Below are 15828 nucleotides of genomic sequence, written 5' to 3' on the forward strand. Positions count from 1 at the left end.
AAATGAATTTGTTATTACACATGGTTGCAAATTTTATTGCTATGTTTGACTTTTCTGTAGAGATAAGATGAGTATCAAAAAAGTTAAGAATGTCATATGTTTTTCTCTAATGGCAATTGTAAACAGCCTTTGCTGTCTCTAAAAGGACATTGAGATTAGCGCTTCTATTATAGATATTCATAACAACTGCTGCTCTGTTGAAAACAGAGTACTTGTTTTACACTCATTATAATATTGGATTTATATTCTATGGTTAATTCTTGTAGAAATATTGTTTTTTCTGTTTTAGCACTTTCAATGTTGGCTATCACATCAACCGCAGAAGCCTCTTTAACATTTGGAGGAACTCGATTTGTTTATCATGCATCTGAAGACAGTACAACTGTCAATGTTTACAATAAAGACAAAGGCCCATACCTCTTACAGTCGTGGGTGTCTGATTTTTCTGTAAAAGCGGTGCTCGACAAAGATACCGCAGATAAAAAACATGATGTTCCTTTCGTGGTAACACCGCCACTTTTCAAAATGGATGCAGGTGATACAAGTAAAATAAGCATAATCGCTGAAAACACTGCTACGCTTCCTCAAGACAGGGAATCTGTTTTTTATCTCAATTTCAAAGCAATTCCTGGCAAAGCCGAAAATCAGCACAGCAGTTTGCTGATCTCAGTTAAATCCTCAATGAAGCTTTTCTGGCGTCCGCAACAAATTGATACGCCTGAAGCCGCAAATGCCTGGAAGAAAATCGAGATCACCCAGTCAGGAAACCAGGTCTCCATAACGAACCCTACCCCCTATTACATTACCTTTTACAGTCTGAATGCTGATGGAACAAAGCTTAATACACCTGAAAACTCTATGGTTGCGCCGTTCGGAAAACTGACATACGTCCATACTGGGCGTGTTCATTCATTTACGTGGACGGCTCTGGGTGACTTTGGACAAATCACGCCAGAAAACTCTATAACTTTATGATATTATGGCTATTTTATTAATCAGCAAGGGATGTTTACGTACCCTATTTGCCGGTGTCTTTTTTTTCTCATTCACTGCAGTATCGTCAGATACCATTTTTGATACATCAGCAATTGAAAATACAAGCCAGATTGATGCAAAAAAAATCGATCTGAGCCGTTTCAGAGGGGACGGACACCCCCCGGGGACATACTATGTAACTGTCAGTGTGAACTCACATTTTGTGAAAAAAGTGCAAATCGATTTTAAGAAAAACAAAAACGATAAACTTTATCCAGAATTGACTCTCTCTCAGTTGCATAGTTTGGGTGTCTATTTTCTAGACAACCATTCCAAACTAAAAGACCCCATAAATCTAGAAAAGGATCTACCCGGTGCATCAATTGACTTCAATTTTAATCAGCAGTCACTAGCTATCAATATCCCTCAGGCCTATCTGAAACCCGCCCCTGACTCTGATCTTGGTATCCCTGTATCCCAATGGGATGAAGGTATTACCGCATTGAGCCTCAATTATGATGCTAGCGGAGCCCAAAAAAAGGAGAGCGAGGGAGGATTCAGAGCGGACGATCGTTTTGTGAATCTTAATAGCGGCCTCAATTTTGGGGCCTGGAGGCTGCGGACTCTCAGCACTTTAGACATGCCGTCGACGGGCCCATCCAATTGGAATACGAATCAGGCGTGGCTACAACGCGATATCCCATTTTTACGAGGCATTTTAAAAGCGGGGGATGGCAGCAGTGACGGCAAGCTCTTCGATAGCTTCTCTTTCAAAGGCGTTTCATTACAAACTGAAAACGCAATGTATTCTGACAAAGCACAGGGCTATGCGCCTGTGGTAAGAGGAATTGCCAGGACAGCAAATGCCCGAGTAGAAATCAGCCAGGATGGGGACGTGATCTATAAACGATATGTTCCTGCAGGCCCCTTTGTCATCAGTGATTTGTATCCTCAGTCTGGTGGCGGAGAGCTTAAAGTGAGTATTGCCGAATCAGATGGAAGCGAACATCATTTTACCCAGCCCTGGGGAATGGTGCAGGCGATGCAACGTCCGGGTCATCTTCAGTACAGTTTCAATGCAGGTCGTACCGACAACAATTCTTCCTCAGGGCGGGATTTTTCTTCATTCACGCTTTTCTATGGTTTATCTCAGGATAATACAATTTTTGGCGGTACCTTAATTGGAGCGGATTATGTCGCGGCTGATCTTGGCTACGCGATTGGATTAGACGAACTTGGTTCTCTCTCTGCAGATGTAACTCAAATGAATTACACGCCAGAAAAAGAGGCGAATCAATCTGGGAAAAATTACCGTTTGCAATATGCTAAAACGTTCGTGAATTCTGGGACAGATCTTAATTTCTCATGGTCATTTTCAGGGGATGATTCCTACACCTCCTTTGCTGACGTTATTGATGATGATGTTGATAATTCAAGCTCGCTTACCGATAGACAGAAAAATAAACTGCAGCTTTCTTTGAACCAGCCCATGAATGTTGCCGGCACGCTTACGTTTTCTGCATGGAGGGCTGAGTACTGGCATAAAAGTACCGAAGAAAACCTTTCGCTTACTGATAGTTTATCGCTTGGCGATATTAGTCTTAACTTCGGATGGATGTGGAGCCAGGATGAGGATGATAATTCTGAGCAGCAATTGTCTATCAGTATGCAGATTCCATTTTCAACCTTTTCACACGATTCGTGGCTTACGTTATCAAGCAATATGCAGCGTCCAGGTTCATCTTCGCAATCAGTTGGTATCAATGGTAAAGCATTGGAAGATGATACGTTGAGCTGGTCTTTTGATGCGACGAAACAGTCTTCTGACCACAGCCATGAGGATGCTAGTCTTGAATATAAGAGCGGCAAAGGTGATTTCTCTACAAATTATAGCCACGCAACGGATCTACAAAGTATTAGCTACGAAATGAAAGGATCTCTCATCGTTTCGAAATATGGAGTGACGGCCGGACAACCGTTTGATGTCAATGATGCGATAGCGCTTGTGAAAGCTACCGGCGCAAAAGGACTGAAAGTGTTGAATAACCCAGGCGTTGTAACTGATTATCGTGGTTATGCAATTATTCCGTATATTCAGCCTTACCGGCAAGACGAGATATCCCTTGATAACTCAAGCCAAAGCAGCGATGTTGATATGAGCAACTTAACCGATTATCTGTCACCAACGAAATCTGCGATTGTCATTGCAGAATACAAACCACATATAGGTTCGAAAATTTTAGCTTCGTTAAAAATGAAAGATGGTACGCCAGTTCCATTTGGTGCCACCGCTACTGCGGATAATGCCTATGAAGGTATTGTTGATGAAACAGGGAAAGTTTTCCTCTCTGGCGTACCTCAAAGTGGCACATTGACCGCAGTGTGGGGAAGTCCTGCGCAAACTTGCCATGCTCCTTTCACTATTAACTCTCATTCTGGAAAACATTTATATGACCTTCATCTTACCTGTGAATAAATCGTTTGCTTCAATATTTACCGTTTCTGCGCTTTGTTTATTCAGTTCATCAGTTAAAGCAGGCTGTCATGTTGAACATACGCAGCGGGTTAGTATGGTATTACCCGATATTATTATTTCTCAGGATACTGACATAGGGGGCATCCTTGCTGAGAAAACAGTTAATCTCAATACTCCGATCCCAAATACCAGTTATCATGTGAAGGAGATGGAAAGCTCATGGCGATTGCAAAACTGCCGCGTAAAGGTATGAAAAGTCTATATGAAACAAATGTCCCAGGTATTTCATATCGGCTCTTACTGGATCAACACGCTTTCCCATTGATTCAACATGTTCACTGCAGCGGCCCTGAGTGCCATCGGACATTATCTGCTGGGACACGGCTCACTTTTCAACTTGTAAAAACACAGCCCCACATTGGGAATATCGCGTCGGTAAATTCTGGCATTTATGGTGTCATAAAAACAGATGATACCAAGCCAGCCGTCCTGGTCACTTTGCGTAACTCCGTACATTTACACCCTGAATCCTGCCAATTCAGTAATACGAATGTGAACTTTGGTGAAATAGATATCAGCAATAACAATGAGCGGGTGTTAGAGACAAAATCTTTTGCATTAAATTATCAATGTGCTTCATCCGGCCCCGCTCTTGCTCGCTGGGAAGGTGCTGAAACGAAAGAAGGATTTTTAACGTCAGAGCAAATTGAAAAGAAGGGGCTGGCTATAAGCATAAGTGACGCGGGAGGTAATCAATTGAAACTGAATAGAATTTTTAAAGTCAACGAAGAGTCAGGAAAGCTGTCATTTAATGCAAGACTTATCAAGACGGGTACATTGACGGAGGGTGATTTTAACGTTGTTTCAACATTGCATATGATTTATCCATAAAAAAAAGACCGCCATTGGCGGTCTTAGCATATTATATAGATTTACTGATAAATTACGTGCATGGAAGTAGAAACTGTAAAGTCACCGTCATCCACGCCATCTTTGAGTACTACCATTTGCGCGGCCAGAGGAATACTAAGCGCCCCATTTTCCAGAGAGCGAATCACAGTTGAAGTACTTGGTTTCACGATGGAGCCACCAGTTCCGAGATCAAGTAACTGCATAGCGATATGGTCGGTCATATTTCCCGTACCACTCGTAATGCTGAAATGCCCTGCTGCAGCATCCGCGGTGGAACCGTCAAAGACTAAATATGCACTGGTAACACTGCTTGGGCAATTTTTGATGTCAACGTTGAAGTTCTGCTGCGGAGTTGTTTCACCGACGGTCAGACCTGATGTATCAATGCTTCCCATATCAATGGTGCTTTGGCCATCGTTTACGGAAACAGCACATGAAGAGCTTGTCAGTGTACCGGAGAAGTTCACCTGAACACCCGCATCCGGTGTTGCTGCATAAGTGGAAAAGGCTGCTGCCATTGCTGCTGCAATAATGCTAGTTTTAATTACTGTTTTCATATGTTTTCCTTGTCAAAATATATAAATGCATTACTTAACGAATGCATGACATATATTATTATGAATAATTGAATTTAAAAATCATTATTAATGTCTACTTTTAGACATTGTAAACCTTTTTAACACAAACACTTTTTATACATTTAAACTAATCACTGACTATAGACTTTATTGTTATCATCCAGCTCTACTGGCCCTACTCTTATTTATATTAATTAGTATGAACTGAGGATTTCATTGATTATGCTCCAGCATCGAAATTCAAATTTTGCAAAAACTTTTTGTATAGTATTAGCAGAGGTATGATATGTTCTGATAATTTACTCAGCATTGAACTATCACTCTCACACTTTGTTTGTATGATTTGTAAAGCAGCCTGAACTGCAAGTAGCCTTTGGTCCTGCGGTGGTGAGGATGTTTTTTCGTTCCCAATCCATAATAGCATTCAAGCATTCCTTCCCCCTTAAACAAATGGCGTTAATATCTACTTGGCAACTTAGAAAGACTAACTAGCCTACCATGAGAGACATCTATATACCCTCCTAATTTAAGGTCTAATAGTATCTTCATAATTCTACTTCGGGAAATGCCTGTTCTTTTCATGATATAATTCGCAATATATATCTGTCTCCTGTATTGTTCAGGGTAGAAATAAATCTCCTCGAGAAGTGATTTGATCGCCATGTATGAATCGCCATCGAGAAAAGTGCTATCCCGCGATGATATAGTCATTAATCTATGTGCTAAAATCCTTGCTATTTGATGCCATAACACAGCATTACTATCGATAATGTCTACAAATCTTTTTAGAGGAATAAAAAAACCAATCACTTCTGTTTCTGCATAATAGTAATGACGCACTCTTCCTGGTATGTCATAAAAACAACTGTATGCATCGACCAAACCCGCAATCGAAGGTGATAGATAAGTTCCTTTAATAATATTAGATTCAGCGGAACAACATGAAAGCAAACCATGCTGTATTAAAAAAACACCACCGCCATATTTTGGAGATTCAAGATCCAGACATCGCCCTCTTGCGATTATATTTTCCTCACCAAAAGGAAGTAGATTTCTATATATATCCTCAATGGCTTTGATTGGTTTTGTTCCGATAAAAAAGCTAAAGGGATGTTCAAATTCATCGTTGTCCGATGCTATTGTTTTCATAATCATCCTAAACATTATTTATTTGTTTTTATGAATGCTTGCCATATAACTTCATTGAGCAATCTCTTACCATTTCGCAAATAGTACATTCTTTTATGTTATGTTAATTTACAGACAGTTTAAATGTCCTATTCAGTACAACAAATCAAGTAGGAAAAGATTTGGTGTAGTGTAATGTGCTATTATTAAAATATTTTTTATTACCGAAAATCAACGTAGACTGGAGTGCCTGAAGTAAGCAATTACCCAAAAAATTGCGTCCATTATTTTGGGGGAATGGAGAAATGCCTTTACTAATATTTACCGTTCCCTTTACCTACGAAGGCTAAGGATTTAAAATAACCGTGCCAAATAATTGATCGCGTAAAGAGAACTCAGCACTGTTTACAACATCTATTCAATCCGCCTCGCTGAATGAGAAAGCACAGCAGGAGGCCCTGCTTATCACGCCAGCATACACACACATCAACAAGTAATACGAAGCCCAGACCTCGACAATGGATTGATGTTTATCGAACGCGAAGAAGGCATTCAGCACATGTGCATCCTCTTCCGTAACGCAGGTGTTGAGTACCCGACGCAACTGGCGGTGGGGAGCAATTTACCCTTGACGGCTATCCCGTCAGCCAGTAGAAAATCAGTCGTATGTTGCAGACCGTGTACTGCCTGCTCCCCTTCATTTCTACGCACTAAACGGCCGTCCTATCCGTAAGGTTATCGATCGCTGCTGGCGCTACGCAGCGCAGCAGAACTGGATCGGGCAAAGCTGATGTGGCTCGAACACCAGCCTGAATTTTCCGACCTCTTCAGCACCGCACTCGCTGTCTTGAACGGCGAGCCGGAAGGTGTGGTAACGCAACTGGTTTTGGACTCTTGTATGCTACTGATCGACAGCGCTCCGGCTGGTTGCACCCTCGCGCCCTGCCACGCTTTTTCCTATCCGGCGGCACAGCGCTTCAGGTGCTGGCAGCCCTGAATGGTGATACCAGCACACCGTTGCCCTGTTTCGCCAGCTGCTACAGTTGCACAGGCTGCTGCAGGTATGAACGGGCCGGTCCTCAAGGGATTTGCTATTTCGACCACGACGTGCGCCGCTGTTTTTTGATCCACTTAACAAGCTGGCTCATGCCCAGAACAGCCGCTTTTTCCTTCTTGACCAACCAACCGGAGAGGGTAAATCGGCCACTCTCATCGCGAAAGTTTGAGGGTTTAAACGTGAAGGCATGATGTGGCCAGAGAGGGATATCACACAGGTGAACCTAGCCACCTTTATCCGGAAGCTTATGAAGCTCTGATTGCCATCAGCATACCGAGATCGTGGTTCAGTAACCACGGATTGGGGCGTGGGTATTGGTTTTTAAATAGTTTTTTATTTTAATGTTAATTAAACCCAAGGTACTGAAAAGGACAGTGTAATTTACCACAACCCCAAGTAAGATTACCTCTAGCAGGGTGCCATTCGCGGGCTCTTCCTGCTACATAAAAAGGTAAAGCGCAATGCCTTTTTTATATCAGAAAAAAGTACATCTTCATACGCCTTGCCCCGTAGCCCGGGGCCTTTTTCTTTTTCCTGCGAATCAACAAAGGGACATTGTTCCGGACGCGAAAAAGCTCCTGAATGAAAGATTATTTTCAATATTTTGAAAAATATTCATACTACTATTAATATGAGTCACAGTTCACTCCGATAATGATCTGTAGACCTTCCAAAAAGAGGTGCATTAAAATTCTTGAGCGAAAGGTTCACTGTAGCTAAATAATAACAGGACATGCCCCTCCTTCAGCAAAATCACCAAATAGTAATAAATATTTTCTTTATAGCAATCAAAGAACTGTGTCAGAGCGCAGCATAATGTATGCCACTCGATATGGAAAATGGCTTTCTGATAAAAAATAGCACCTTTAACAAGAGCGCAAAGAAAAGATGTAGAGGAGTGACCTAGAGAAACATCAATCTAAAACATTTAGATGATTGAAAAGAAACATATTTCCTTTGTGCAAACTCATGAGCCTGCTCTGAAAAATATCTAATGTAAATAAAACCATTGATGAAACCTGAAAATATTAAAGCGGGCTTTGGTTATGCATTAAAGTATGAATGACAATCTTGCTTAAGAAGGCATTCGGCCTTAATCCCATTTACTTATTTTTTCTTTATCGAGAAAGCTTGAGTTAAAAGAAGGTTATTTAATTATCCATATATAATTATGCCGTAAAGAATCCATGAAAAAAAATAAACCGTAGATTCATATGAAACTTAATTGGCATTCGCACAATTTATATAGCGGTAAGTTCAGCTAAGCTAAATGCACCATATTCTCTCATTAAGAAATAACGAAGATGATTAGACGAATGCGCATTCATTTTTTTAACAACAGTAGATAAAACGTTGTAGGCACCCTTATCAGATAATCCTGTTATAGCAGCAACTGCAGTAATCTTCTTGCTCATTGAGAGCAAAGCAACAGTCTTTTCCACTCGCGACAGTTTTTTAAGTGAGAGATGATGAACAATGTTAGCTATAAGTGATTTGATTGCCACACCCTTGGTTTTCCTTAATCGACAAACGAAATCACTAATAGGCAAACTAATATCCACCCAATCAAAACCAACAACAAACGATTTATAAATCCCCGGATTACCAATAAAAACCACCCTTATATCGTTACTTTGGTCAATCCCCCTTAATAGCAAGAGCAGTTCACTAAATGTCATCTTCTCATCGAAATCTACAAGGAGAATATTATCCTCACATAAGTTATCCATAAAAACATGAGAAATAGCAGCTTTTAAAAATATGTTTTCCGTAATTATCTCTATCATATTTCATTCATCCTTCCATTCATTGAGACGTGGTGCCGGGTGCCTCCCAGTGACGATAACCAGTTAACACATTATCGCCGACAAAAATACATCGGAATTACTCATTCAGAGTTTAACTGTGCCGCGTGCGCTTAGCCGCATTCACCACTAAAAAAATCTTATCTCTACAGCCATCGAGTATCCACTCCTTTGAGTGTGCAGAAGAGGACAGGATTTGTTGAAAATTAAGTTGTAGCGGTACAGTAGGCCACCTGATTAACGGAGATATCCTCTTCGCAACACAAAACCGGTGACTTAATGCACAAGAAAACCAAACTTATTTCCCCCCTGAGTTCAGGCTGGAATTTACGCAACTGATTGTTGTTAAGGACTACTCATATCGACAGGCCAGAGAGTGTGAATGTCGGTTCTACCACACTTTATAGATGGCTACCTGAAGCCCAGAAATAAAATCTGAACGTCCAGCTGCAATTATACTTAAGTGCAACGATAAACAGACCTTCGTAACTATTGCCGTCTTTTTCCAGGAAATTTCCATCAGGGATATGTTATTCCTTTGCAGAATCACTGGATGCAATCTACATCCGAGAAGCCATTCAATTATAACGGCCTATAAATGCAAAAAAACACCTTAAGGCAGGAACGTGATGATTCAAAACGACGCCCTGCCGTATAATGCTTTTAATTGTTATGAATTATGCAAACGCACCAGTATACTGTTTCTGCAAAGATAAATAATTGAGCACAGTAATACGCTAAGAAATGCAGTGCAGATGAACACACCTGCTCCGGTCATGGCCAGCATGACTCCACCGATTAACGGACCAGCAGCAACCCCGAGCGTCGTCAATGTAGAAGCGCCAAGATAGGCACCCCGGTGTTCTGCCGGTGCCAATTGATCGAGTAAAATATTAAGGTTTGGCATTAGAATCGCTTCCCCCATGCTAAAAACTACCGTGACAGTTAGCCATGCCCACATTTCCGTTGAACGTGTAGCAAAAAAACAGACTTGTGAAATAGAAAAAATTGCGCCCCCCATTAGAATACGTTTAGGCAGATCCACCTCAGCAAAAAAACCCATAATAAAACTTTGAAACAGCAGCACAGTACAAGCATTGGTAACCAATATCAAAGTAATAAGCTTAACCGCAGCATTGCCATCAAGTAACATTAAGTATTGAGGTAATACGGTTTCATAATGGATGAATACAATGCTACATAAAATGCTGCACAGTAATGCCGCAATATAAATCCTATCCCTGATTATAATCCCCACTACTTGATACAGTTTTGGTACCGAATCACTATCGCCCACTTTTTCATTAAGTAGTTTACCAGCGGGTATAAACAAACCTACATGAATGAAAAATGGTAAATAAGTCAGCCCTGTTATCAGGAATGTTCCCTTTTGAGATGTAAGACCAAAGAATATCCCTACCAATGGACCAGATACTGCCGCAACGTTAATTAAGTAGTATCGCATTTGTAGTGCCAGCGCACGACGAGGCTTGTCACCGAGCAAATCACTCATCAAAGCACGCACAGGGGGATCCACCCATGCAAAGCATACGCCGATGATCATTAGGCCAATAATAAACGTACCCATACTGCTGGCTTGCGCCAGTGTTATGTACCCCACTGCGGAGAATCCACATCCCAGAAGAAGAATGACCTTTCGTCCCAGTTTGTCTGAAATTTGCCCACCATACATCCCAAGAACCACTGATAAGAGCGCGCTAGTGGTCATTGCTACGCCAATAGCAATGGGCGACATATCGTAAGTCTGCGTCATGATCACAGCGATAAAAGGCCATGCCATAAAGTAACTAAAGCGTGTAACGAAAATAAAAAAGAGCAGAGCATGAACTGTCGCAGGAAATGTTTTTATAGTCTGAAATAGACTGGGAGACTTACATATTTCAGCAGTGGGTTTGGTGGTCATAATTTATCCCGACAATAAGAATCATTAACATATGTAATAAGTGATGACTTCAATGCTATTAAGTTAATAAAAAATTTACTGTTAGATGTGAAGTAATATTAATAGCATGCACAATACCCTAATCTTCAGAAGTTGTTTATTACTATATAAATACCATGTAGAAATTTAATTTCCCTGAAATTAATCATATAATTAAAATACATTAACAACCTTACGCATACTATGCCCCCTAAGACTTGCATGTATTATTTAATATTTTAATCCTAGCCATTCTGACATGTGATTATATTCTTCTCCAATTGTGCATTTAATTACGAGTTTCAATACATAGCCTCTCTAAGAGTGATGTTTGCTAATCCTTTCTAAAAAGGGTAAACACATAGAAACCCCGCCTCCTATAAGGACGATAGCAGATGAAATGGTTAGTGCGATTAAAAGTGACCAGTGAGAAATCATAAAACCTGTCAAAATACTTCCGACACCAATTCCTGCATTGATAAATGCGCCATAAACTGATAATGCACTTCCACGATACTTGCCTGCAATTAGGCTTACCCGTACGCCCAGGGCCGGGTAAATGAAAGACATCGCTACTCCAATAGCCATTGCGCCTGCCCACAGACCCAGATTAGTTTCGCTATGTGCCAAAAGAAGCAATCCAAGAGCTTCTATTGCAAATACGATTGTTATTCCCAAACCAGTCGACAATAAATCAGTCATGTTGCTTAAAAAAACTCGAGCAAAAACCATTGTTATGCCGAATACAAGCACTAAAGATGCGCCCGTGCCCAGGTGATGATAAGTGCCAATTTCCAGACCAAAAGAAACGATGCTGGCATATCCAATGCCTGATATTAATAAAGCAATACCAGGTACAATGCTCGCTAATAAAACAACCTCTAACGCTCTCTTAGGTGTACTGTCTGACGGGCCGTTGGTTATCGTGGCAAGTTTCGGGATAATCGCAAGCGCCAACAATGGAAATAATGATGTAATTAATAACGTATAATGCGCTCCCCACACATGGCTCAGGTACTCTCCTGCGGGGGCACTTAGAGCTAAGATAGCATAATTGATTGTACCAATTGACCCAATTGCCTGTCCTGTTTTCGAACGCATAACGGGGAGTTCAACCATCCAGGCTGTCGCGACTGCCATCATTGCTCCTGTTCCAATCCCCAGAATAGAGCGCCCGATGAGCATAATTGTTACAGATTCTGCCCAGGAACAAATAAGAGCACTAACAGAAAGTAAGAGAGCTGCGCCGAAAAGAGTAGCGCGATAACCAATTTTAAGCATCACAATCCCTGTTAAAATCCTTGCGGGAATAGCTATAAAAGCATATATACCCATGACCAGCCCTAGCAGTTTAATATCAGCATGAAAACTCTGACTAACTATGAGGGGTACAGGAATGATAGATAAACCTACTGTCAAATAACATAAAGCCACAATAACGCGTAAAAAATGATGCGAATTCTTACTTATCATTCCTTCCCTGGAGTGAAAATACGACTGAACAGGACTCATCTCAAAACTCCAATTAATAATTTTGAAGATATTTATAATGATTATGCCACATAATGATTTTTATATTTTTCCCGATCGCGCTTGTGTCAAACCTTATATTAAGATGTATCCGCAATACGAGTGCCAGACATGAAACACCCCTTTAGTATAAACGGAACAAGCAAAACATAATAATCAATTAGCTATCTAAGCATAATTATTGTTATGTTTTTTTTAGTCAATATGAAGCCTGGACTTTATGCATTAATACTCACTCATTCATGCTATGAATGTATTTAACGTATTGATTGCTTTCGAAAAAGCAATAAAACAACTCATTAACATAATTGAAACAAAACGTAACAGACCCACATAAATTAATCTGGCTGAAGTAGAAATAGACCTTACCTACGCGCCATCCATATGAAATTGATATGACGTTGTTTTTCCCTTTTTGAGCAGAAGCATTTAAGTCTTTGTATCCCTTAATTTGAATGCTCGAAAAAACTTCTGGTGTTATTTATAAAGTGGCTATTGGTCTTAACGTAAAAGTACGTCGAAGTTTTAATAACCGCTTCACGCCTAAGACGTTTGACAGGTTTTCTACGAAAGTCAGTCGTACGAATTTCGCACAACACCCACGCCAGTGCACTCAGAATTTTTGCCGCTTCGCCCGGTTACTGACGCGATACCTTTCCAGTTTCGTATTTCCTCTGCTCTGTTGAAGCATTTGCGGTTATCACACAATGCTGTAAGCGTTAGCTGGCCTATGCATGGGCCCATGCCTCGTAGTGATTTGAACAGTTCTGCATCGCGTAACGGACGCTTTCTCGATGAGTGTCTTAATGAACACTGGTTCAGCGATATTCTTCATGCTTAAAAAATGATTAATGACTGGCGGCAGGGTTATAACGAGTGCCGTCCCCATTCATCGCTGGATTACCAGACACCAGCTGAATTCGAAACAGACTGGCGAAACAGGAAATATGAAGAAAAAGCAACCGGCATTACTAACTGAAGGTTGTATCAAATCCTGTAGGGGGGTCAGATATACTCTTATTGTTAAAGGGACATCATTGGATATACCAAAGGCCATTTACCTGTATCACCTTCGGCTAGAGATGACGTTATTGTTTTTCCCGTGTATTAGATGAGCATGGTCTACAGGCGGGAAAAAACCAAGAGAGTGAATTATTCAACAGACAAGCTCACTCCTGGAAACAGGCGGCAAGTAAGTAACCTCCACCATAGTTTCAACCAACACGAAAAATCCCGCGTTACATTAATATTAAAAATCAAATAGATATAAAAAACCCATCCATATCAATACTAACACCACTCTTTTTACGCCTTCCCCTTCGAGCAAAAAATCAAAATCCCCAACAAACTCAACCACCTTCCCCACCAATGTCAGGGACGCCAGCCCACCAAAATTCTCCATCGGTGATTACCAGAGTCATCCGATGAAGTCCTAAGAGCCCGCACGGTGCAATCCCTGCGGGCTTTTTTGTGTCTGCATTTTATCCCGCGAAGTTCGTAAAATATCCGGCAATAATGGAACATTACGCCATCAAACATTGTTTCGCTCATGCTCAATGAGCCATTCTTTGCGTGAAATACCACCGCCGTAACCCGTCATCTTTCCATCTTTGCCAATTATCCTGTGACAAGGGATCACAATCGCAATCCGGTTTGCACCATTAGCTGCAGCGACGGCGCGCACAGCATTGGGCTTATTCATCCCTAGCGAAATGGCCTGATAGTGCGAGGTCTGTCCATAAGGAACTGCACGCAACTCATGCCAGACGGATTGTTGAAAATCACTGCCCGGGGCATCCACAGAGAGCTCAAACTGTCGGCGAGTTCCGGCAAAATACTCGCTGATTTCTTTTACTGTCTGCCGGGTATGGCTGTTTTCTCCGGTGACAATTCTGGCGTTAAATAAACGCTGGATATCGCGGAATTCTGTTTCTAACATCCGGCGATCGGTAAACTCCAGCAGACACACTCCCCGCTCTGTCGCGCAGACAAACATAGGCCCAAGCGTAGTGGTAAACCGATGAATGACAATCACCTCGGTTGCCTGAGTCGGCGCTGCGCCAGTAAGCCGCTTGTAGATGTAACCAAACCCGCTCAGGGATTCATAGCCATTGTCCAGCGCAACGTCAGTAGCCGCTCTTCCGCTTTTAAGCTCCTGCAGGGCAACGTTCACCCGCTGCATTCGCTGGAAAGCCTGAAAAGTGATGCCGTGATGTTGCAGGAACCAGCGTCTTACCCGCTCCGGACTGATTCCGTGCTGGCGAAGCTGTGCGTCAGCCACACGGGATTTTATATCGCGCCTGACAAGCGCAAGCGCCTGTTCAATAAATAATGGCGCGCTGTGCGCATTTTCAGCGGGTCTGCAGACCTTACAGGGACGAAAGCCGTCCGCCAGGGCAGATTTGGCATCTTTATAAAATTCAACATTTTCGCGCCTGGGCTTTCGCGCCCGGCATACCGAAATGCAGAATACGCCAGTAGTTTTGACGCCAACAAAAAATACGCCGGTATATTCTGAATCTCGTTCGAGCAATGCCTGATACCAGATATCACACAAATTCTTATCGGTTATTTTCATCGCTAAAAAGTCCTGCAAATGACTGACGAGTTCGAATCGCATGCATTACATCACTCAGCGTTGACTGCATGGCTGAATGAACAAAATTGCCCATTGAAATGCGGTTTACCCCGGCCAGCTTCAGCCTGTCGAACGACGGAAGATCGGGCATACACATGACGTTCAGAGGCAGACCCGTTGCCTCTGCAATGAGGCTGATGTCTTTCTCTGACGTAAGACAGGGAACAAAAAGGCCATCAGCACCTGCAGCTTTATAGCTCTGACCCCGTAATATCGTCTCCTGCAATGCGTCTTCATGTCCGAGCAGGTAAGTGTCAGTCCGAATGTTCAGAAACAGGCTACAGTTTTCACTTCTCAGCGCATTGCATACTGTTCTCAGATTACGGGAAAAATCAGAGATATCGTCAAGCTGACGCTTACCATTAATGACTCTGCTGTCTTCAAGGTTAACGCCTGCTACGCCAGTCTGAGCAAGGCGCCTGAGATTAGCGACTATCTCTTCGGCTGAATCACCATATCCTGCTTCCATGTCAACGCTCAATGGCAGGCTGCTGACAGCCCGGATACGGGTGACCACATAAAATAACGCATCAAACGGCATTCCCTGCCCGTCTTCATATCCCAGCATGGACGCTATTGCTGCACTGGACGTTCCCAGTGCCTGATAGCCTGCTTCTTGCGCTGCGACAGCACTGGCGGCGTCCCAAACGTTAGCGATAAGCAGGGGCTGATCCTGGTTGTGGAGTTCTGCAAAATTCATATTCATTTCCTCTCAATAGATTGAAAATGAATCTAAGCATTCAGTATGAACGTCACAACCGAAATTCAGACGACCATTTTTTAGCAA

General features: G+C 42.0%; 11 protein-coding genes and 3 pseudogenes. 5 read left to right on the forward strand and 9 right to left on the reverse strand.

Annotation, left to right across the window (positions count from 1 at the left end; translation table 11 throughout):
* Window positions 1–249 precede the first annotated feature (249 nt).
* The 3 genes from DG357_RS17505 (at window position 250) to DG357_RS17515 (ending at window position 4342) form a co-directional block, all read left to right on the forward strand.
* Entirely contained in the window at window positions 250–975 is a 726-nt protein-coding gene (locus tag DG357_RS17505; protein ID WP_088204869.1) for a fimbrial biogenesis chaperone, read from the forward strand.
* A 4-nt stretch (window positions 976–979) separates the two neighbouring features.
* Complete coding sequence (locus tag DG357_RS17510; protein WP_088204870.1) at window positions 980–3451, forward strand: fimbria/pilus outer membrane usher protein; 2472 nt, start codon at window positions 980–982, stop codon at window positions 3449–3451.
* A 219-nt stretch (window positions 3452–3670) separates the two neighbouring features.
* A complete protein-coding gene (locus DG357_RS17515) occupies window positions 3671–4342 on the forward strand; it encodes a fimbrial protein (RefSeq protein WP_088204871.1) in 672 nt (223 codons plus the stop codon).
* Between the two features lie 41 nt (window positions 4343–4383).
* On the opposite strand, the gene DG357_RS17520 is transcribed toward DG357_RS17515, so the two are convergent.
* The 3 genes from DG357_RS17520 to DG357_RS17540 form a co-directional block, all read right to left on the reverse strand.
* Complete coding sequence (locus DG357_RS17520) at window positions 4384–4920, reverse strand: fimbrial protein (protein WP_088204872.1); 537 nt, start codon at window positions 4918–4920, stop codon at window positions 4384–4386.
* Window positions 4921–5397: 477 nt separating this feature from the next.
* Window positions 5398–6090 carry a helix-turn-helix domain-containing protein gene (locus tag DG357_RS17530; RefSeq protein ID WP_159087789.1) on the reverse strand — a complete coding sequence of 231 codons (693 nt, stop codon included), beginning with the start codon at window positions 6088–6090 and terminating at the stop codon, window positions 5398–5400.
* Window positions 6091–8367: 2277 nt separating this feature from the next.
* Window positions 8368–8913 carry a hypothetical protein gene (locus DG357_RS17540; RefSeq protein ID WP_088204875.1) on the reverse strand — a complete coding sequence of 182 codons (546 nt, stop codon included), beginning with the start codon at window positions 8911–8913 and terminating at the stop codon, window positions 8368–8370.
* Window positions 8914–9210: 297 nt separating this feature from the next.
* Between DG357_RS17540 and DG357_RS23220 the strand changes: the two are divergent.
* A pseudogene (locus DG357_RS23220) lies at window positions 9211–9360 on the forward strand (IS3 family transposase); the annotation flags it as partial.
* Between the two features lie 241 nt (window positions 9361–9601).
* Here DG357_RS23220 and DG357_RS17545 read toward each other — a convergent pair.
* From DG357_RS17545 to DG357_RS23225, 3 genes and pseudogenes are all read right to left on the reverse strand, one after another.
* The gene (locus DG357_RS17545; RefSeq protein WP_088204876.1) at window positions 9602–10855 is read right to left on the reverse strand and encodes an MFS transporter; all 1254 of its coding nucleotides are present in this window, start codon (window positions 10853–10855) and stop codon (window positions 9602–9604) included.
* 336 nt (window positions 10856–11191) lie between these two features.
* The gene (locus tag DG357_RS17550; RefSeq protein ID WP_159087790.1) at window positions 11192–12346 is read right to left on the reverse strand and encodes an MFS transporter; all 1155 of its coding nucleotides are present in this window, start codon (window positions 12344–12346) and stop codon (window positions 11192–11194) included.
* 619 nt (window positions 12347–12965) lie between these two features.
* Window positions 12966–13183: pseudogene (locus DG357_RS23225) on the reverse strand (transposase); the annotation flags it as partial.
* Here DG357_RS23225 and DG357_RS17555 point away from each other — a divergent pair.
* A pseudogene (locus tag DG357_RS17555) lies at window positions 13176–13382 on the forward strand (integrase core domain-containing protein); the annotation flags it as partial. The pseudogenes DG357_RS23225 and DG357_RS17555 sit on opposite strands and share 8 nt — an antisense overlap.
* A 270-nt stretch (window positions 13383–13652) precedes the next feature.
* Here DG357_RS17555 and DG357_RS22990 read toward each other — a convergent pair.
* The 3 genes from DG357_RS22990 to DG357_RS17565 form a co-directional block, all read right to left on the reverse strand.
* Window positions 13653–13805 carry a hypothetical protein gene (locus tag DG357_RS22990; protein ID WP_159087791.1) on the reverse strand — a complete coding sequence of 51 codons (153 nt, stop codon included), beginning with the start codon at window positions 13803–13805 and terminating at the stop codon, window positions 13653–13655.
* A 129-nt stretch (window positions 13806–13934) separates the two neighbouring features.
* Window positions 13935–14981, reverse strand: a complete 1047-nt coding sequence (locus tag DG357_RS17560) for a bifunctional transcriptional activator/DNA repair enzyme AdaA (RefSeq protein WP_088204878.1) — start codon at window positions 14979–14981, stop codon at window positions 13935–13937.
* Window positions 14965–15741 (reverse strand): isocitrate lyase/PEP mutase family protein, encoded by a 777-nt coding sequence (locus DG357_RS17565; protein WP_088204879.1) that lies wholly within the window; start codon window positions 15739–15741, stop codon window positions 14965–14967. The genes DG357_RS17560 and DG357_RS17565 overlap by 17 nt, the downstream gene beginning before the upstream one ends.
* Window positions 15742–15828 lie beyond the last annotated feature (87 nt).

The organism is Enterobacter bugandensis (assembly GCF_900324475.1).
Lineage (GTDB): Bacteria > Pseudomonadota > Gammaproteobacteria > Enterobacterales > Enterobacteriaceae > Enterobacter > Enterobacter bugandensis.

Coding starts and splice junctions, on each gene's coding strand:
- DG357_RS17565 (WP_088204879.1), bottom strand. CDS start 15,741: ATGAATTTTGCAGAACTCCACAACCAGGATCAGCCCCTGCTTATCGCT.
- DG357_RS17510 (WP_088204870.1), top strand. CDS start 980: ATGGCTATTTTATTAATCAGCAAGGGATGTTTACGTACCCTATTTGCC.
- DG357_RS17560 (WP_088204878.1), bottom strand. CDS start 14,981: ATGAAAATAACCGATAAGAATTTGTGTGATATCTGGTATCAGGCATTG.
- DG357_RS17545 (WP_088204876.1), bottom strand. CDS start 10,855: ATGACCACCAAACCCACTGCTGAAATATGTAAGTCTCCCAGTCTATTT.
- DG357_RS17505 (WP_088204869.1), top strand. CDS start 250: ATGGTTAATTCTTGTAGAAATATTGTTTTTTCTGTTTTAGCACTTTCA.
- DG357_RS17530 (WP_159087789.1), bottom strand. CDS start 6,090: ATGAAAACAATAGCATCGGACAACGATGAATTTGAACATCCCTTTAGC.
- DG357_RS17540 (WP_088204875.1), bottom strand. CDS start 8,913: ATGATAGAGATAATTACGGAAAACATATTTTTAAAAGCTGCTATTTCT.
- DG357_RS17550 (WP_159087790.1), bottom strand. CDS start 12,346: ATGATAAGTAAGAATTCGCATCATTTTTTACGCGTTATTGTGGCTTTA.
- DG357_RS17515 (WP_088204871.1), top strand. CDS start 3,671: ATGGCGATTGCAAAACTGCCGCGTAAAGGTATGAAAAGTCTATATGAA.
- DG357_RS17520 (WP_088204872.1), bottom strand. CDS start 4,920: ATGAAAACAGTAATTAAAACTAGCATTATTGCAGCAGCAATGGCAGCA.
- DG357_RS22990 (WP_159087791.1), bottom strand. CDS start 13,805: ATGGAGAATTTTGGTGGGCTGGCGTCCCTGACATTGGTGGGGAAGGTG.